Below are 19513 nucleotides of genomic sequence, written 5' to 3' on the forward strand. Positions count from 1 at the left end.
TTACCTGACCCAGACCTCGACCCGGCGATTGACCTTGCGGCCCCAATCAGTGTCGTCGCAGGCCATCGGCATAGCCTCGCCGAACCCGTCTACTTCGAGCTCGATACTGTCGGGGATCGCGGTTTCCACCGCTGCCAGCACCGCGTTGCGCACTGTTTTTGCCCGCAGCAGCGCAATCCGCGCGTTGGCTGCTGCGTCACCGTCGCCGTCGCTGAAACCGACAAAGACTAGTTTGCGCGCATCGAGCGTTCCCGCTTCAAGCTGTTGGGCCAATTGCAGGATGTTGGACCGAGATTGCGCGTCAGGTCGCGAAGATCCAGCCTCGAACCGGAAGGACAGCGACAGGCGGGACAAAGGCCGCAACGTGGTGACCATACGCTGCAGTTCTTCCAGCCCGACCTCAGTGCCGCCCGAGGCCACGGCATTGGCAAACCGGTTTCCCTGCAGCTCGATCGGCATCCTCTCGGGCGCCTGATCAACAAAACCTGCGGCGCGGATTGCCATCTGGGCGTCAGCGCTTTGGGTATAGGCCAGAAACTGACGGGCGACGCGGGGCAGGCGTTGCTGGGGCAGATACAGGAACATGGGTGAAGTCAGAGGGTAATCCTCGGTCTTGATTGTTTGCCTTGTGGCCATCAGCGCATGACCACACCCCCCGGCCAGCGGCAGGGCGCGCGCCGTTTCGACCTCGGCCTCGCTGGCTATTCCGATGGCAAAGGGATCATCGGCCACGGCACGCACCAGATCGCTGCCACGCGTGTGTCGGAGGACGACATCGGACAGCGCCACTTTGGCGGGGGCAAGCAACCGATCCTCGACCCCTTGCGCCAGACCTGACCCGGTTTCGGGCAGGTGCAGCGCTATTGGCGCGTCCGGTCCGCCCAAAGCGGACCAGTTGTCGATCTCACCGGACAGCACCAGCGCCAGATCGGACAGGGAAACAAACGGCACCGGGTTGTCTGGGGCAACGATGGGGACCAACGCATCCAGCGCCACAACCCGTGAGCGGCGCGCCTGGGTCAGGTCGCCCAGACCCGCAGCCTCGGCGGCCTCTTGTTCCGACGGACGGATTTCGCGCAGAGCCATCACAATATCGGTTTGTCCCGCAATCAGATCGGAAAAGCCGCCGCCTGTATTGCCAACGTCGAAAAAGAACTGCCCAAGCGGGGCATCGCGCCCGGTCTGGTGCAGTTCATAAACAAGTTTGTCGTTTTGGGTCATGAGGGGCGTTGCCGACAGCCCCTCTTGTTCCGCAAAGCCCATCAGCAGGGCGGGCAGTACCTTTTCGGCCATGACGGACGATCCGGAAAACCGTAATTCGGCCACGAAGTCGGTCAGGTTGGGGCAGGCAGGTCCGTCGCAGGTCACACCCGAACCGTCGACCGTCAACTCGCCGAATTGCGTATCGACGCGGTAGAACTCGCCGTCGAACCCCAGAAGGGTTCCGGCCACCTCGACCTTGCCGTCATGAGAGGTGAGCGTGATGTCCTGCGCCTGAACGGCTGAGGCAAATGTTGCCGAAAACAGTGCGGCTGCCGCCACACGAAGAAATGTCATTTGAAGTTCGAGCCTGCCTGCGGGTTTAGTTTGCCGCGATTGTCAGGTCTTGGAGCAAATTATTCAACACCAGAAACTCACCGGTTCTGGAACAATCCGGAAAGCTGAGCGTCAGGTCGCGCGACCGCAGGCTTCGGTCATACTGCAACTCCAGCGACTGCACGTTCAGGTCCTGGCCGCAATTGGCCTCAGTTACCTCAGCCTCGACCGTCAATGCGATTGATCCAGATTGCTGCGATTGCGCCGCTGGGAAGGAATAGACTTCGACGTTTCGGGCATCGTGGAATGTGGGTTGGGCCAGGTGCACGACGCTGCCTGCGCCCCGCGTGCCGGACTCGGCCGAGACATGACCCGCGTCGCCATAGCTGGCCCCAAATTCCAGCGCATGGATCTGCAGTTCGGTCTCACCCTGCCATTGCAGGGCCACGCGGGAATACTGGCCGATGTCGGGAATGTGAGTGGTGGCTACGGTCCCCTTCTGATCATCAAGCGAGATCAGAAAGATCGCGTACTCCGACAGGGCCGGTATGGTCAGGTCCAACGTGCCGTTTGCGTCCGTCTCTTGCGTGACGGTCAGGCCGCTGTGATGCACTTCGATTCGTTCATTGCCGTGGCAGGGAGCTTTGACGATCAGGCGGGCGGCAGCACCGGGAACGGCACGGGCCCGAGCGCTCAGGCCACACTCGGCGCGGTCCGAGGGGGATGACCGGCTGGGGTTCAGCGTTCGTTTTGTCGACGAAGTGATCTGGTCTGTTGCCGGGGCGGGGGTCGAGGAGGTCAGGACGATGTCCTCCAGCCCGGGCACAACAGCGTTCTGGGCGGTGGATACAACTTCGGGGTTCTGCGAACCGTTCGGTCCCGCAGGAAATCCATTCTGCATCAAGTAACCGATAGCCAGCGCGCAAACGACCGTGCCGCCGGTGGTCACATAGTTCTTAATGACAAACAAGACACCCTCCCCAGTTGAAGGAGCGAGTCGCATATTGATTAAGAATCACGGCCAATATGTGGCCGTGAGAGGGACTCAATGTGTCTGATTTCGGGCAGCCTTAGGTCAGGCGTCCGTGGCAGTGCTTGAATTTCTTGCCCGATCCGCAAGGACACCGGTCATTGCGCGAGGGGTTGCCCCAGGTGCTGGGGTCATTCTCGTCAAAACCGGGGCGGGCATCGCCAGAGGCTTCGGCCTCAGCCACGGCTTCGGCCCGGTCAGCGGCCTGATCGACCGCCTGTTGTGCCTGTGCCTGTTGCGCCTGCATCTGAGCCAGCATCTCGCGCTGTTCTTCCTCGGTCAGCGGGCGCACGCGCGACAATTGCTGGGTCACGGTTTCGCGCAGGCTGTCGAGCATCCCTTCGAACAGCTGGAAGCTTTCGTTCTTGTATTCGTTCAGCGGATCGCGCTGCGCGTATCCACGGAAACCGACGACCGAGCGCAGATGCTCCAGCGTCAGAAGATGCTCGCGCCATTTGCTGTCGATGGTGTTCAGCAGCACCTGCTTTTCGATGTTGCGCATGTTTTCGGGGCCAAAAGCCGCCGCTTTCTGCGCCATCATCTCATCCGCGGCGTTGATCAGACGCTCGCGCACCTGTTCGTCGTCCACACCTTCTTCGGCGGCCCAGTCCTGAACCGGCGCGTCGATGGTCAGTTTGTCCTTGATCGCCTCATGCAGACCGTCAGTGTCCCACTGATCGGCATAGGTTTTCGGCGGCATGTATTCGTCGATCAGATCGTCGATCACCTGTTCGCGCATGTCCGAGACGATCTCAGACAGGTCGTCCGAGGACATGATCTCGCGCCGTTGGCTGAAGACAACCTTCCGTTGATCGTTCATCACGTCGTCGAATTTCAGGACGTTTTTGCGCATGTCGAAGTTGCGGCCTTCGACCTTGGACTGCGCCCGTTCCAGCGACTTGTTCACCCAGGGGTGCACGATCGCCTCACCTTCCTGCATGCCCAGCGTGGTCAGAACCTTGTCCAGCCGTTCCGAGCCGAAAATGCGCATCAGGTCGTCTTCGAGGCTCAGGTAGAATACGGTGCGGCCCGGATCACCCTGACGGCCCGAACGGCCGCGCAGCTGGTTGTCGATGCGGCGGCTTTCGTGGCGTTCCGACGCCATCACATAAAGACCACCGGCCGCGAGAACCTTTTCTTTCTCTTCCGCATGGCGGGCCTCTTCGGCGGCGCGCAGTTGGGAAGGATCGGCCTCGGGGTTTTCAGCCAGTGCTTTAAGCACCTTCATTTCCACGTTGCCGCCCAACTGAATGTCGGTGCCGCGACCAGCCATGTTGGTGGCGATGGTCACCGCGCCCAGACGGCCGGCATCGGCAACGATCTGCGCCTCTTGCTCGTGCTGGCGGGCGTTCAGGACGTTATGCGCGATGCCTTCCTTCTGCAGCAACTGGCTCAGCAGTTCGGATTTCTCGATCGACGTGGTGCCCAGCAGGACCGGCTGGCCCTTTTCCTGCGCTTCCTTGGTCTGTTCGATCATCGCGGCATATTTCTCGGCGCCGGTGCGATAGACCTGATCGTCCTCGTCCACGCGGGCGATCGGTTTGTTGGTCGGAACCTCGACCACACCCAGACCGTAGATTTCGGCAAACTCCTCGGCCTCGGTCAGGGCTGTACCGGTCATGCCGCTCAGCTTGTCATAGAGGCGGAAATAGTTCTGGAAAGTCACGCTGGCCAGCGTCACGTTCTCGGGCTGGATCTGCACGCCTTCCTTGGCTTCGATGGCCTGGTGCAGACCTTCGGACAGGCGGCGGCCCGGCATCATCCGGCCGGTGAATTCGTCGATCAGCACGACATTGCCATCACGCACGATGTAATCTTTGTCGCGCGTGAACAGCTTGTGCGCGCGCAGGCCCTGGTTCACGTGGTGAACAACCGTGGTGCTTTCGGGATCATAGAGCGAATGGCCTTCGGGGATCAGGCCCGCGGCAATCAGCTGCTGTTCGAGAAACTCGTTGCCCTCATCAGTAAAGGTCACGTTGCGGGATTTTTCGTCCAGCGAGTAGTGATCATCGCTCAGCGACGGGATCAGGGCGTCGATGGCGGTATACAGGTCCGAACGGTCCTGCGACGGCCCCGAGATGATCAAAGGTGTCCGCGCCTCGTCGATCAGGATCGAGTCGACCTCGTCCACAATCGCGAAATTGTGGTATTTCTGGTAAATCTCGGCCAGATCGGCCTTCATGTTGTCGCGCAGGTAATCGAAGCCCAGCTCATTGTTGGTGGCATACGTGATGTCACAGGCATAGGCGGCTTTCTTCTCGGGATCGGGCTGGCCTGACCAGATCACGCCGGTTGTCATGCCGACGGCGGCAAACACCTTGCCCATCCACTCCGAGTCCCGCTTGGCCAGGTATTCGTTGACCGTGACCACATGCACACCCTTGCCGGTCAGCGCGTTCAGATAGGCGGGGAAGGTGGCGACCAGTGTCTTGCCCTCACCCGTTTTCATTTCCGAGATGTTGCCCTGATGTAGGAAGGTGCCGCCCATCAGCTGCACGTCAAAGGCGCGCAGACCCAGCGCACGCTTGGCGCCTTCGCGGACGTTGGCAAAGGCTTCGGGCAGCAGGGCATCCAGGCTTTCGCCCTCCAGCGCACGTTTGCGCAGCTCGGCGGTCTTTTCGATCAGCCCCTCGTCAGAGAGTTTTTCGAACTCGGGCTCCAGCGCGTTGATCTTTTCGATCAGCGGGCGGGTCGCCTTGATCTTGCGGTCGTTCGGTGTTCCGAACACCTTTTTGGCGAGCGTTCCGAGTCCCAGCATGTTCACTCCAGCGGATCTGTTCTTGTCTTGGTTGCGACAGGCTTGCCCACCTTGCGCGCAACCCATAGATACGGGGGGTGAAAGGCGGCCCTGTCCAAGGCTTCAAAGCGATGTAAGCGGCAGGTTCCAGAGTGTCAACGCTGCGCCCTGTCGCGGCAAAGAAATAGGATGATTCCATGCCCAAAGGCCTCACTTTTCTGCCATCGCTGGCGCTTGCTGCGGCGATGGCCCTGCCATTGGCCGCCGAAACCAAACCCGACGCCAGCACCGTTATTGCCCGCGTGAACGGGGATGAGATCACTTTGGGTCACGTCATCGCCACCGGTGCCGCTCTGCCCGAGCAGTACCAGCAGATTGAAGACGACGTGCTGTACGAGCTGATCGTCGACCAGTTGATCCAGCAGGCATTGCTGGGCCAGCAGCAAGAGGCCTTGTCCAAGTTGAACACGCTGGCGCTGGACAATGAGACACGCTCGCTGCTGGCTGTGCAGACGGTGAACGCCCTGATCGAGGAAGAGCTGACGGATGAGGCGATCCAGGCGGCCTATGACGCCAAATATGCCGATTTCCAGGGCGCTGACGAATTCAATGCCAGCCACATCCTTGTGGAAACCGAAGAAAAAGCCAAAGAGATCAAGGCACAGCTGGATGACGGCGCCGATTTTGCCGAAATGGCCAAAGAGCACTCGACCGGCCCGTCGGGTCCCAACGGGGGTGAGCTGGGCTGGTTCGGATCGGGCCAGATGGTTCCGGCATTCGAGGCAGCCGTGATCGGCCTGGAAAAGGGTCAGGTGTCCGAGCCCGTGAAAACCCAGTTCGGCTGGCACGTGGTCACTCTGAACGACAAGCGCAAATCCGAGGCACCTGAACTGGATCAGGTGCGCGCTGAGCTGAGCCAGACCCTGCAGCAAGAGGTCATTCAGGCCCGCATCGACGAACTGACCCAGCAGGCCGAGATCGAACGCCCGGCGCTGGAAGGCGCTGGCCCCGAGGTTCTGCGTCAGACAGACCTGATTCAGGAGTAAACGCGCGTGGCCACGATCACCAAGGTCTCTCCGCTGGCTCCGGCGGCTTTTCCCGAATTGCCCGCGATTGACGGTGTGCGCTTTGCCACTGTTGAGGCGGGGGTGCGCTATCAGGGACGCACTGACGTCATGCTGGCAGTCCTGGACCCGGGCACGTCTGTGGCCGGGGTCTTTACCCGGTCCGCCACCCGTGCGGCGCCGGTGCTGGACTGTCAGGACAAGATCGGCGGGGCCAGTGACGGCCCGGCAGCCATCCTTGTGAACTCGGGCAATGCCAACGCGTTCACCGGGCATTACGGTCAGACCTCGGTGGCCGAGGTGACGCAGGCTGTCTCGACAGCCACCGGCGTTCCGGTCGAACGGGTCTTTACCTCTTCGACCGGCGTGATCGGCGAGCCGCTGCCGCATGAGCGTATCGTTGCACAGCTTGAGACGCTGAAATCGGGCCTCAGCCGCCATGCCATCGAAGACGCTGCGCGGGCGATCATGACCACCGATACCTTCCCGAAAGGGGCATCGGCACAAGTCGAGATTGACGGCAAAACAGTCTCTATTGCGGGGATTGCCAAGGGTTCCGGCATGATCGCGCCGGATATGGCGACGATGCTGGTCTACATCTTTACCGATGCGCAGGTCGAGCAATCGGCATTGCAGGCGATGCTGGGGGCGCAGACCGACCGGACCTTCAACTGCATCACCGTGGACAGCGACACCTCGACCTCGGACAGCCTGCTGCTGTGCGCCACCGGGGCCTCGGGTGTGGATGCAACCGGCAACGCGGCTTTTGCCGAGGCGTTGGAAACCGTAATGCTGGATCTTGCCCAGCAGGTGGTGCGCGACGGGGAAGGCGCCACAAAATTCGTGGAAATCCGCGTGACCGGGGCCGCCTCGGACGCTGACGCCAAGGTGCATGGTCTGGCGATCGCGAACTCACCGTTGGTAAAAACCGCGATTGCGGGCGAAGACCCGAACTGGGGCCGCGTGGTCATGGCCATCGGCAAGTCCGGCGCCGCAGCGGATCGGGACCTGCTGAGCATTTCCTTCGGTGACATTCTGGTGGCTGAAAAAGGCTGGGTCAGCCCGGATTACCGCGAGGAAGACGCCGCTGAATATATGAAGGGTCAGGATCTGGTGATCACCGTCGATCTGGAGCTGGGAGCGGGCAAGTCCACTGTTTGGACCTGTGACCTGACCCACGGGTATATCGAGATCAACGCGGATTATCGCTCGTGAAAACTGTCCTTGTTTCTGCCGTTGCCCTGATCGATATCGAGGGCCGGGTGCTGCTGGCGCAGCGCCCGGAAGGCAAATCCATGGCTGGTCTGTGGGAGTTCCCCGGAGGCAAGATCGAATCCGGCGAAACCCCCGAGGCCGCCCTGATCCGTGAATTGCACGAGGAACTGGGCATCGACACCTGGGCCTCGTGCCTCGCGCCACTGACCTTTGCCAGCCACAGCTATGATGATTTTCACCTGCTGATGCCGCTGTTTGCCTGCCGCAAATGGGAGGGCATCCCGCAGTCCAAGGAGGGGCAGGCGCTGAAATGGGTGCGCGCGAATGACTTGCGCAACTACCCGATGCCTGCGGCGGACGTGCCGTTGATCCCGATTTTGCGGGACTGGTTGTAGGCGCAATGTGCCTTGGTATTGGGCGCCTTGTGAAATCTAGTCAGCCAACAAGATATAGCGCTGAAAAACAAAACGATGAGAATTCACTTTGATGGCCATGAAGGATTGGTCGGAAAAGTGAGCTCACACGCGTCAGCATCAAAGTGAAAACATGTCTGGCCTATGAGCATATGCGCTGCGTTTGTTTTCCACCAGTTTGCTGCTTCTGGATTGACTACCTCAAGTAACTCAACCGCAGTCCGAGCATGAACCAAATATCCGTATGACTCGATTTTGGGGTGAACAAGGTATGCCCAGATAAAGCCAATTATTGACTTCGGGCCAGACAAAACGCCGTAAACTGAAAACCGCTCAGGCTGTTCGTTCAATACAGGAAGCTGCAATCCGACCCAAGCTGATCGGACCCAATCAGGCGCTTCACCCAAAGGTGGTTTCTCTATTCTAATTAACATGTTGGAACGTTTAATGCGGTTTGCAAGCTCGTCAACTACTTCAACTCCGAAGTTGCGTTTTAATGGTAATCAATGGGCTATATTCAACTTGCGGTCGGGCTTAGCCCGCAGCATCGCCACGAAGAGAATTGGACACGGAACAATCGTTTCAATCCCTGTTACAATTCGTAAGAATTGAGAAAACATCAGGAAAAAGTTGACGCTGATCTTTCTCGCGTCCCTTATCGGGGCATTGGCGTTCGGGCCTTTGACCCGGACCCGCCATTTCCGGCCCGGGGAGGGGCCGGATGGGGAGGAGAGAGAGATTGGCTCAGACGCAGTCGGGCGCGGACGGGATGGCCTCCCTTCCGGCGCTGCTACATCGTAACGCGACTCAGTTCGGGGATGCCCCGGCCTATCGGGAAAAGGAATTCGGCATCTGGCAATGCTGGACCTGGGCGGAAACCGCTGCCGAGGTCCGCGCGCTGGCGCTTGGTTTCCTCGAGATCGGCGTTGAAAAGGGTGACCATATTGCCGTGATCGGCCGCAACCGCCCGGCGCATTACTGGTCGATGGTGGCCGCGCAGATGGTGGGGGCGGTTCCTGTGCCGCTGTATCAGGACTCGGTCGCCGAAGAGATGGCCTATGTGCTGGAACACTGTGGCGCAAAATACGTCGTCTGCGGGGATCAGGAACAGGTCGACAAGGTCATCGAGATTCAGGAAAACCTGCATCGGGTCAAACACATCTTCTATACCGACAAGCGCGGGATGCGGAAATACGACCATTCCCAAATGAACGCGCTGGAAGACATCATGGCCGAGGGAAACGCAGGCCATCAGCGGTTCGATGCGGAACTGGACAAGCGCACCGCTGCAATCACTTATGACGACACTTGCGTGATGCTTTACACCTCGGGCACCACCGGCAAGCCCAAGGGCGTGGTGCTGTCAAACCGCAACGTGATCGAAAGCGCCAAGAACTCGGCGGAATTCGATCATCTGACCCGGAATGAGGACATCCTGTCCTATCTGCCAATGGCCTGGGTCGGTGATTTCATCTTTTCCATCGGTCAGGCTTATTGGTGCGGTTTCTGCGTGAACTGCCCCGAAAGCGCAGACACGATGATGACCGACCTGCGCGAGATCGGGCCGACCTATTTCTTTGCCCCGCCGCGCGTGTTCGAAACCCAGCTGACCAACGTGATGATCCGGATGGAGGATGCGGGCAAGCTGAAGCAGCGCATGTTCCACCACTTCATGGCGCACGCCAAGAAGGTTGGCGGGTTGTTGCTGGACGGCAAACCGGTCGGCCTTGGCGACCGGCTAAAATACGCGCTGGGCAACCTGCTGGTCTACGGTCCGCTGAAGGACACGTTGGGCTATGGCCGATTCCGCGTGGGATATACGGCCGGTGAGGCCATCGGGCCGGAGATTTTCGATTTCTACCGCTCGCTGGGCATCAACCTGAAGCAGCTTTACGGCCAGACCGAAGCTACCGTTTTCATCACTGTTCAACCTGATGGTGAGGTGCGCGCGGATACGGTGGGCGTACCAGCTCCGGCGGTTGAGCTGAAAATCGACGACAATGGCGAGATTCACTACCGCTCGCCCGGCGTGTTCGTCGAGTATTACAATAACCCGGACTCGACGGCCTCGACCAAGGATGCCGAGGGCTGGGTGGCCACCGGGGATGCCGGGTTCATCGAAGAGAACTCGGGCCATCTGCGGATCATCGACCGCGCCAAGGACGTGGGCAAGATGGCCGATGGGTCGATGTTCGCGCCGAAATATGTCGAGAACAAGCTGAAGTTTTATCCCGATATCCTTGAGGTCGTGCTGTTCGGCAATGGCCGGGATCATTGTGTGGCCTTCATCAATATCGACCTGACCGCAGTCGGAAACTGGGCCGAGCGCAACAACGTGGCTTATGCGTCTTATCAGGAACTGGCGGGCCACACCCGTGTGTTAGAGACGATTCGGGGTCACGTAGAAGAGGTGAACAAGTCCGTTGCCGCCGATGAAATGCTGTCTGGTTGCCAGGTGCATCGCTTTGTTGTGCTGCACAAGGAACTGGACGCCGATGACGGTGAGATGACCCGCACGCGGAAAGTGCGGCGGGGATTCGTTGAGGAGAAGTTCAGCGACATCATCGCGGCGTTGTATGACGGGTCCAAATCCGTCTCGACCACGACCGAAGTGACCTATGAGGACGGCCGCAAGGGGTCGATCTCGGCGACGCTGGAGATTGTGGACGCGCCGGTGGTGCCGGTGGCGCAGCACAAGGTGGCTGCGGAATGAGGGCCGGTCATGCGCCGCTCGACCTGCGGTCATCGCCCCGCCCGCCGTCCCGTTTTTGCAAAAGTCAGGGAGTGACTGATGCTGGATAGTACCGAAGGATATGTCACCGAAGACGGCCGCAAGATCGGCGGCGTGGTGATGGAGATGAAGAACATCACCCTGCGCTTTGGCGGTGTGGTGGCGATCAAGGATATCTCGTTTGACATTCGCGAGGGTGAAATCCGCGCCATCATCGGGCCGAACGGGGCGGGCAAGTCCTCGATGCTGAACGTGATCTCGGGGTTTTATGTGCCGCAGGAGGGCGAGGTCTGGTTTCACGGCGCCAAGCGCCCGCCGATGCGGCCCTATGAGGTCGCGCGGCAGGGCATTGCGCGCACGTTCCAGAACATTGCTTTGTTCGAAGGCATGAGCGTTCTGGACAACGTCATGACCGGGCGGCTGAACTACATGAAGACCAACATGTTTCAGCAGGCCTGGTGGAAGGGCAAAGCCGAGGCGGAAGAGGTTGAAAACCGTGAGGCCGTCGAGAAGATCATCGACTTTCTGGAAATCCAGCACATTCGCAAGACGCCGGTATCGCGACTGCCTTACGGTTTGAAAAAACGGGTCGAGTTGGCGCGCGCGCTGGCGGCCGAGCCCAAGCTGCTGCTGCTGGATGAGCCGATGGCGGGCATGAACGTCGAAGAGAAAGAGGACATGAGCCGCTTTATCCTCGACGTGAATGACGAGTTCGGCACCACCATCGCCCTGATCGAGCACGACATGGGCGTGGTGATGGACCTGAGCGACCGGGTTGTCGTGATGGATTACGGCAAGAAGATCGGCGACGGCACACCCGACGAGGTGCGCAGCAACCAGGACGTGATCGACGCCTATCTGGGGGTCAGCCATGACTAAGCATCCGACAGACATGAGGAGCGGCGCAGATGCCTGAACAACTCGTATTCGCGATGGAGGTCATCCTCAACGGTCTGATGGCCGGGGTGCTCTATGCGCTGGTCGCGCTGGGCTTTGTGCTGATCTACAAGGCCTCCGGAATTTTCAACTACGCACAAGGGGTTATGGCCCTGTTCGCGGCGATGACATTGGTCGGGATCATGAGCGGTCAGGTGCCCTTTGCGCATTTGATCAACGCCACCTTCGGAACGCATGTGCACAAGTTCGGTTGGAACGTGCCGGCGCTGCTGGCGATCATCCTGACCATGGGTGTCATGGTACTGCTGGCCTGGGCGGTGCAGCGGTTCGTCATGCGCCATCTGGTCGGGCAGGAGCCGATCATTCTGTTCATGGCCACGATCGGCCTGGCCTATTTCCTTGAAGGCGTGGCCGACCTGATGTGGGGGTCCGAGATCAAGACGCTGGATGTGGGCCTGCCGCAGGGCATCAATCTGTGGATTGATGAGACGACCTTTAACATCTTCGGCTACGGCTTCTTCATCGACAATCTGGACATCGTGGCGACGGTGATTGCGGCGCTGCTGGTGGCGGCTCTGGTCGTGTTCAGCCAATACACCAAGCAGGGCCGGGCGATGCGCGCTGTGGCCGATGACCACCAGGCGGCGCTGTCGGTTGGGATCTCGCTGAACTTCATCTGGATCATGGTGTGGTCGGTTGCGGGTTTCGTGGCGCTGGTTGCGGGTATCATGTGGGGCACCAAGTCGGGCGTTCAGTTCTCGCTGTCGCTGATCGCGCTCAAGGCACTGCCGGTGCTGATGCTGGGCGGGTTCACCTCGATCCCCGGAGCCATCGTCGGCGGGCTGATCATCGGTGTGGGTGAGAAACTGTTCGAGTTTGCCATCGGCCCGCTGGTCGGCGGCGCGACCGAGAACTGGTTTGCTTATGTGCTAGCCTTGATCTTCCTTGTGTTCCGTCCGCAAGGTCTCTTCGGTGAGAAAATTATCGAGAGAGTATAGATGGATAACCTGAGCCCCCTTTTCAAAGCCCTACCAATTGCCTTGTTGCTCTATGGACTGGCTCGTTCGCTGGCTGAGTGCTTTGAGATTAATTTGACTGGTTCAAGCATGGCAATGACAGGCGATACTGAGTGGGAGATGAGGATGCTTCTCTACGCTGGTTACTTGCGGGCACTAGATTCGCTGTTCTTCTACGCCGCCTTGGCTGGGGTGGTTCACTGGCTGAACATCAGAAACATAGGTGCTCCAGCATGACCAAACTCATTGCCATCATCAACGTCATCTCGTGGGCCGGGTTCTGGGCCTTTGGGTACATCGCTATCACCTCTGAAGATCTGACGGACGGTCAGCTGACCATCGCCGCGATCCTGGCCTTTGTCGGGCTGATCATGGGCGTGCTGGCTTATCTGAAACTGGTGCGCGCCTCCGAGGCGAGCGGATACGCCAAAGGGTCCAACCAACTGAACGCTGAGGCCCGCAACAAAGCGCAGGAAGAATGGGGAAAGTAAGACATGTTCTATCGTGAGGCCGGGGATTTCAAAACCTCGTACATTGATGACAGCCAGACCTTCCCGATCAAGTTCGACCGGTATCGGTACTATGTCGTGCTGGCAGTGGCGTTCGGGATCATTCCGTTCCTGATCAACGACTATCTGGCCAACGCGCTGTTGCTGCCGTTCCTGATCTACGCGATTGCGGCGATCGGGCTGAACATTCTGGTGGGCTATTGCGGGCAGGTCTCGCTGGGTACCGGGGGGTTCATGGCCGTGGGGGCCTATGCCTGTTACAAGCTGATGACCGCTTTCCCGGATGTCAGCATGTTCATCCACGTCATTCTGGCCGGAGGGATCACGGCCATCGTCGGCGTGCTGTTCGGCCTGCCAAGCCTTCGGATCAAGGGGTTCTACTTGGCGGTAGCGACGCTGGCGGCGCAGTTCTTCCTGGTGTGGCTGTTCAACCGGGTGCCGTGGTTCTACAACTATTCGGCTTCGGGTCAGATCAATGCGCCGGAACGCGATGTGTTCGGCATCATCATCACCGGGCCGAACGCACCTGCCTGGGCCACATACCTGTTCTGCCTGATCTTCCTGACCATCTGCGCCCTGATCGCACGCAACCTGACGCGTGGCACCACAGGGCGTACCTGGATGGCGATCCGCGACATGGATATCGCGGCCGAGATCATCGGGGTGAACCCGCTGCGGGCGAAACTGACTGCCTTTGCCGTCAGCTCGTTCTTTGTGGGTATCGCGGGCGCGCTGTTCTTTGCGGTCTATCTGGGCGCGGTCGAGGTCGGCGAGGCCTTCGGCATTCAGAAATCGTTCCTGGTGCTGTTCATGATCATTATCGGCGGGTTGGGCTCGATCTTCGGCTCGTTCGCGGGGGCGGCGTTTCTGGTGCTGCTGCCTGTGGTGCTGAAAGTGGTCGGCGCTGACTGGCTGGGCTGGCCCACGGATATCGTGGCGCATCTGCAGCTGGTGATCGTCGGCGGGCTGATCATCCTGTTCCTGATCCTTGAGCCGCATGGCCTGGCGCAGCTGTGGCGCGTGGCGAAAGAGAAACTCAGACTCTGGCCGTTCCCGCACTAAGGGGCAGGCCCAATCAGATAACGGGTGCAAAAGCCCGACCCCAACATCGGACCAACCAAGGGAGGAGACACCCGATGAAATTGAAACTGGCAACCGCGGCGCTTGGCGCCCTGATGGCCGCAGGGCCGGCTCTGGCGGATCTGGTGATCCCCGACCTGAGCTATCGCACCGGACCTTATGCAGCCGGCGGCATTCCGTTCTCGGACGGGTATAACGACTATTTCACCCTGCTGAACGAGCGCGATGGCGGTATCGGCGGTGTTCCGATCCGCGTGGTCGAGTGTGAAACCGGCTACAACACGGAAAAAGGCGTTGAGTGCTACGAATCCACCAAGGGCGAAGGCGCGCTGGTGTATCAGCCGCTGTCCACCGGCATTACCTATCAGCTGATCCCGAAAGTGACCGCGGACGACATTCCGCTGCACACAATGGGCTATGGTCGGACCTCGGCCAAGAACGGCACCGTTTTCAGCCACGTGTTCAATTACCCGGCTAACTATTGGGACGGTGCTTCGGGTGCGATCAACTATCTGCTCGAGGAAAACGGCGGTGACCTGAGCGGCAAGAAAATCGCGCTGATCTATCACAACTCGGCCTATGGCAAGGAACCGATCCGCACGCTGGAAGAGCTGTCCAAGAAACATGGCTTTGAACTGGCGGCCCTGCCGGTCGATCACCCGGGTCAGGAGCAGAAATCGCAATGGCTGCAAATCCGCCGCGATCGTCCCGACTATGTCCTGATGTGGGGCTGGGGTGTGATGAACCAGGTGGCGGTGCAAGAGGCCGCGAACATCCGCTTCCCGATGGAAAACTTCATCGGCATCTGGTGGTCGGGTTCGGAAAACGACGTTGTGCCTGCCGGTGAGGCCGCGAATGGCTATAAGGCGCTGACCTTCCACAATGTGGGCACCGACTTCCCGGTTTTCGACGATCTGAAGACACACGTGGTTGATGCGGGCAAAGCCGCAGGCGCGGGTGATCAGGTCGGTACGGTTCTGTACAACCGTGGTCTCTATGCGGCTGTGCTGGCTGCCGAAGCGATCAAGAAGGCGCAAGAGATTTCGGGCAATGCCGACATTACCGCCGCCGAAATGCGCGAAGGTATGGAAGCCCTCGAGATGACTGAGGCGAAGATGACCGAACTGGGCCTGCCGAACTTTGGTCCGACCTTCTCGGTCTCGTGCGAGAACCACGGTGGTGACGCTCTGGTGGGTGTGACCCAATGGGACGCGGCGAACAAGACCTGGACGATGATCTCGGAGTTCAAACCGACCGATGGTGACGTGATCGGCGCGCTGATCGACGAAGATTCGGCAGCTTACGCCTCGGAAAACAACATCGACTCGCGCTGCAACTAAGGCGCTTTTACACACCGGGGCGGCGGTGAACTGCCGCCCCGAACCCCACACTCGCACGAAGGACACGCGCAGATGCTGGATGCGGCTCAAACCACCGAAGTTCAGGCGGAAACCCTGCTTGAAGTGAATAATATCGAGGTGATCTACAACCACGTCATCCTGGTGCTGAAGGGTGTCAGCCTGACTGTGCCCAAAGGGGGCATTACCGCTCTGCTCGGCGGCAACGGGGCGGGCAAGACAACAACGCTCAAGGCAGTGTCGAACCTGCTGCAGTCAGAACGCGGCGAGGTCACCAAAGGGTCGATCAAGTATCGCGGTACCAGTGTCCACGAAAGTGATCCGGCTGATCTGGTGGAAAAGGGCGTTATCCAGGTGATGGAAGGCCGCCATTGTTTCGAACACCTGACGGTCGAGGAGAACCTGCTGACCGGCGCCTATACCCGCAAGGACGGCAAGGCCGCGATCCAGCAGGACCTTGAACTGGTCTATACCTATTTCCCCCGCCTCAAGGAACGCCGCCGGTCACAGGCAGGCTATACCTCGGGCGGTGAGCAGCAGATGGTGGCGATGGGCAGGGCGCTGATGTCGCGCCCAGAGACGATTCTGCTGGACGAGCCCTCGATGGGTCTGGCGCCGCAGCTGGTCGAAGAGATTTTTGGCATCGTGAAGGATCTGAACGAGAAAGAGGGTGTGTCCTTCCTGCTGGCTGAACAGAACACCAACGTGGCGCTGCGGTTTGCCCATTACGGTTACATTCTGGAATCGGGCCGCGTGGTGATGGATGGCCCGGCGGCCGATCTGCGCGAGAACCCGGACGTAAAGGAATTCTATCTGGGCATGTCGGATGAGGGGCGCAAAAGCTTCCGCGATGTGCGCTCGTATCGCCGCCGCAAGAGGTGGCTGTAAGCGGATGGAGGATATGGTCATGACGAATTATTACGACGCGCTCGAGACCCGTTCAGCCGACCAACGTGCCTCCGATCAGGCGCAGGCCCTGCGCGTTCAGCTTCAGCGGGCGCTGTCCGCGCCGGGGTTCGAGGCGCATCTGGCCGGCGCCGACACCGATGCCGTCGCCTCGGCCGCCGATCTGGCGAAACTGCCGGTTCTGCGCAAATCCGATCTGGCGCAGGCGCAGGCGTCGCGGCCACCTTTCGGCGGCTTTACGGTCAAACCGGCGCGGCATTTCCACCATGTGTTCCAATCCCCCGGCCCGATCTATGAACCCGGCAGCACCGATCCGGACTGGTGGCGCATGGGGCGGTTCCTTCACGCAGCGGGCGTGGGTCCGGGTGACATTGTCCACAACTGCTTTGGCTACCACCTGACACCTGCAGGCATGATCTTTGAAAGCGGCGCGCGGGCCGTAGGGGCCGCCGTGCTGCCCGCCGGCACCGGTCAGACCGAGTTGCAGGTGACCGCCGCACGCGACGTGGGCTGCACCGCCTATGCGGGGACCCCGGATTATCTGAAGGTCATTCTGGACAAGGCGGATGAGATGGGCGTGGCGCTGGGCTTCAGCGCAGCCGTTGTAGGCGGCGGCGCGTTGTTCCCGTCCTTGCGCCAGGAATATGCCGATCGGGGCATTTCCTGCCTGCAATGCTATGCCACTGCCGATCTGGGCAATATCGCCTATGAAAGCCCCGCGATGGAGGGGATGATCATCGACGAACATATCATTGTCGAGATCGTCACCCCAGGCACCGGAACGCCTGTTGCCGAGGGTGAAGTGGGTGAGGTCGTGGTGACCTCGCTGAACCCTGACTATCCGCTCATCCGGTTTGCCACAGGCGATCTCTCGGCGATCATGCCGGGGCAATCCCCCTGTGGCCGCACAAATCTGCGGATCAAGGGCTGGATGGGCCGCGCCGATCAGACCACCAAGATCAAGGGCATGTTCGTGCGCCCCGAACAGGTGGCTGCGCTGGTCGACAAGCACGAAGAGATCGTCAAGGCTCGCGTCATCGCCGCCCGTCAGGGAGAGATGGACACCATGACCGTTAAGATCGAAAGCCCCCGCAGCGACGATGTGGCCTATGCCAAATCGGTGGTCGAGGTGCTGAAACTGAAAGGCGCGATCGAGGTCGTGGCCCCCGGATCGCTGCCCAAGGACGGTTTGGTGATTGAGGATCAGCGCGTCTACGAATGACCGTGAAAATCAAATCTGCGGCAGTATGTGCCGCAGATTTGTTTCGTCGCCCACTGGTGTTTCTTAGCGTTTTGGTCAATTAAAGGCGGAACCTGCGCCTTACCCTGTCAAAACCGGAAACATGGCCGAAATCGAATTTTCAGAACACGGAACGCGCCGTCAGGGCGTGTTTGGCACCCGGCTGGTTGGCACGGTGGCCTGTCTGGTGGCGGCCGCGTGCCTGTTGCCGATGGTGGCCGTTGTTCTGGCGGCGGTAACGGGCGGGACGGACACGATCTCGCACCTGCTGGAAACGGTTCTGCCGCGCTATGCGCTGACGACGGTGATTCTGGTGGTTCTGGTGGCCGCGGGGACCTTTTCCATCGGGGTGGGCGCGGCGTGGCTGGTGACGATGTCCCGCTTTCCCGGCGTGCGTTTTCTGGAAATCGCTCTGGTCCTGCCTCTGGCCTTCCCGGCCTATGTTTTAGCTTACGCCTATACGTTCATTCTGGACCATCCCGGCATCGTCCAGACCACCCTGCGCGACGTAACCGGCTGGGGTCCGCGCGATTATTGGTTCCCCGAGATCCGCTCGACCGAGGGCGCGGCGGTGATGCTGATCCTCGTGCTTTACCCCTATGTCTATCTGTTGGCGCGGGCCGCGTTCCTGCAGCAAAGTGCGACGGCCTTTCTGGCCGCCCGCGCGCTGGGCAAAAGCCCGTGGCTGGCCTTCTGGCACGTGTCGCTGCCGATGGCGCGACCCGCCATTGCGGGCGGTGTTCTGCTGGCCATCATGGAGACCATCGCCGATTTCGGCACGGTGGCCTATTTCGGCGTGCAGACCTTTGCCACCGGTATCTACACCAGCTGGTTCTCGATCGGAGACCGCGCCGCCGCCGCGCAGCTTGCCCTGTGCCTGCTGGGCTTTGCCCTCGTCATGGCGATGGCCGAGCGGATACAGCGCGGCAAGGCGAAATATTATCAGGCGGGTAAAAGCCACGCGTCCTTGCCCTCGGCGCAGTTGAAAGGCTGGCAATCCGTGGCGGCTTTTACGCTGTGCGCTGTGCCGGTGTTTCTGGGCTTTTTGCTGCCGGTCTTCATCCTGATCCAGATGGGCCTGCAATCGGAACAGAACCTGCTGTCACGGCGCTATATCGGGTTTATTCAGAACTCGCTGACTCTGGCAGGCACAGCGGCGGTCGTCACCGTGTTCGCGGCGATCTGCGTGGGGTTCTTTCAGCGCCTGCGGCCGGGCCGGAAATCGGCCACTGCGGGCTATCTGGCGCGCCTGGGCTATGCGGTGCCGGGTGGGGTGATCGCGGTGGGCCTTATGGTGCCGTTTGCTAGCTTTGACAACGCGCTGGATGCGTGGATGCGGCAGACCTTCGATATCTCGACCGGGCTTCTGTTGACAGGGTCGATCTGGTTGCTGATCGCGGCCTATATGGTGCGCTTTCTGGCCGCCGCGCTCAGCGCTTATGAAGGCGGGCAGAGCACCGTTCACGCCAATATGGACGCGGCTGCGCGATCCCTGGGCCAAACACCGCTGGGTACGCTGCGCCGGGTGCATCTGCCGATCCTGACACCGTCGTTGCTGACGGCGCTGCTGATCGTCTTTGTCGACGTGATGAAAGAGCTACCCGCCACCCTGATCATGCGCCCGTTCAACTTTGATACGCTGGCGGTGCAGGCCTACCGGCTGGCCTCGGATGAACGTCTCGAGGGCGCTGCCGTGCCCTCTCTGGTCATCCTTGCGGTGGGGCTGTTGCCGGTGATTCTGATCTGCCGTCAGGTCGGCCGGCGCTAGGTCACGATCGGCC

The 19513-nt window shown here is 60.2% G+C and carries 16 protein-coding genes; 13 read left to right on the plus strand and 3 right to left on the minus strand.

All coding sequences use genetic code 11. The annotated features are described in order from the left end of the window. The 3 genes from GOX63_RS11770 to secA all read right to left on the minus strand — a co-directional run bounded on the left by GOX63_RS11770 (window position 1) and on the right by secA (window position 5324). On the minus strand, window positions 1-1557 hold the full coding sequence (locus tag GOX63_RS11770) for a phosphate ABC transporter substrate-binding/OmpA family protein (protein ID WP_170545791.1): 1557 nt from the start codon (window positions 1555-1557) through the stop codon (window positions 1-3). Between the two features lie 25 nt (window positions 1558-1582). Next, complete coding sequence (locus tag GOX63_RS11775) at window positions 1583-2506, minus strand: hypothetical protein (RefSeq protein WP_170326172.1); 924 nt, start codon at window positions 2504-2506, stop codon at window positions 1583-1585. Window positions 2507-2606: 100 nt separating this feature from the next. Beyond that, window positions 2607-5324, minus strand: a complete 2718-nt coding sequence (secA, locus tag GOX63_RS11780) for a preprotein translocase subunit SecA (protein ID WP_170326173.1) — start codon at window positions 5322-5324, stop codon at window positions 2607-2609. 176 nt (window positions 5325-5500) lie between these two features. Here secA and GOX63_RS11785 point away from each other — a divergent pair, with 176 nt between their 5' ends. From GOX63_RS11785 to GOX63_RS11845, 13 genes are all read left to right on the plus strand, one after another. Then, window positions 5501-6349 carry a peptidylprolyl isomerase gene (locus GOX63_RS11785; protein ID WP_170326174.1) on the plus strand — a complete coding sequence of 283 codons (849 nt, stop codon included), beginning with the start codon at window positions 5501-5503 and terminating at the stop codon, window positions 6347-6349. A 6-nt stretch (window positions 6350-6355) separates the two neighbouring features. Beyond that, window positions 6356-7582 (plus strand): bifunctional glutamate N-acetyltransferase/amino-acid acetyltransferase ArgJ, encoded by a 1227-nt coding sequence (gene argJ / locus GOX63_RS11790; RefSeq protein ID WP_170326175.1) that lies wholly within the window; start codon window positions 6356-6358, stop codon window positions 7580-7582. Continuing rightward, the gene (mutT, locus tag GOX63_RS11795; RefSeq protein ID WP_170326176.1) at window positions 7579-7977 is read left to right on the plus strand and encodes an 8-oxo-dGTP diphosphatase MutT; all 399 of its coding nucleotides are present in this window, start codon (window positions 7579-7581) and stop codon (window positions 7975-7977) included. The genes argJ and mutT overlap by 4 nt, the downstream gene beginning before the upstream one ends. 787 nt (window positions 7978-8764) lie before the next feature. After that, on the plus strand, window positions 8765-10708 hold the full coding sequence (locus GOX63_RS11800; RefSeq protein ID WP_170326426.1) for an AMP-binding protein: 1944 nt from the start codon (window positions 8765-8767) through the stop codon (window positions 10706-10708). A 78-nt stretch (window positions 10709-10786) separates the two neighbouring features. After that, window positions 10787-11605, plus strand: coding sequence for an ABC transporter ATP-binding protein (locus GOX63_RS11805; protein WP_170326177.1), 819 nt, complete (start codon window positions 10787-10789; stop codon window positions 11603-11605). Between the two features lie 29 nt (window positions 11606-11634). Then, complete coding sequence (locus GOX63_RS11810) at window positions 11635-12621, plus strand: branched-chain amino acid ABC transporter permease (protein ID WP_170326178.1); 987 nt, start codon at window positions 11635-11637, stop codon at window positions 12619-12621. Further along, window positions 12622-12876, plus strand: coding sequence for a hypothetical protein (locus GOX63_RS11815; protein WP_170326179.1), 255 nt, complete (start codon window positions 12622-12624; stop codon window positions 12874-12876). Beyond that, window positions 12873-13130, plus strand: coding sequence for a hypothetical protein (locus tag GOX63_RS11820; RefSeq protein ID WP_170326180.1), 258 nt, complete (start codon window positions 12873-12875; stop codon window positions 13128-13130). The genes GOX63_RS11815 and GOX63_RS11820 overlap by 4 nt, the downstream gene beginning before the upstream one ends. A 3-nt stretch (window positions 13131-13133) precedes the next feature. Further along, window positions 13134-14210, plus strand: coding sequence for a branched-chain amino acid ABC transporter permease (locus tag GOX63_RS11825; protein WP_170326181.1), 1077 nt, complete (start codon window positions 13134-13136; stop codon window positions 14208-14210). Between the two features lie 74 nt (window positions 14211-14284). Further along, window positions 14285-15568 carry an ABC transporter substrate-binding protein gene (locus GOX63_RS11830; RefSeq protein ID WP_170545793.1) on the plus strand — a complete coding sequence of 428 codons (1284 nt, stop codon included), beginning with the start codon at window positions 14285-14287 and terminating at the stop codon, window positions 15566-15568. Window positions 15569-15640: 72 nt separating this feature from the next. Then, complete coding sequence (locus tag GOX63_RS11835) at window positions 15641-16474, plus strand: ABC transporter ATP-binding protein (protein ID WP_170326183.1); 834 nt, start codon at window positions 15641-15643, stop codon at window positions 16472-16474. Between the two features lie 19 nt (window positions 16475-16493). Further along, window positions 16494-17714, plus strand: a complete 1221-nt coding sequence (locus GOX63_RS11840) for a phenylacetate--CoA ligase family protein (protein WP_170545795.1) — start codon at window positions 16494-16496, stop codon at window positions 17712-17714. A gap of 121 nt (window positions 17715-17835) precedes the next feature. Continuing rightward, window positions 17836-19500 (plus strand): ABC transporter permease, encoded by a 1665-nt coding sequence (locus GOX63_RS11845; protein WP_170545798.1) that lies wholly within the window; start codon window positions 17836-17838, stop codon window positions 19498-19500. The last annotated feature ends 13 nt before the right edge of the window (window positions 19501-19513 follow it).

Source organism: Ruegeria arenilitoris (genome assembly GCF_013031355.1).
GTDB classification, from domain to species: Bacteria; Pseudomonadota; Alphaproteobacteria; order Rhodobacterales; family Rhodobacteraceae; genus Ruegeria; species Ruegeria arenilitoris_C.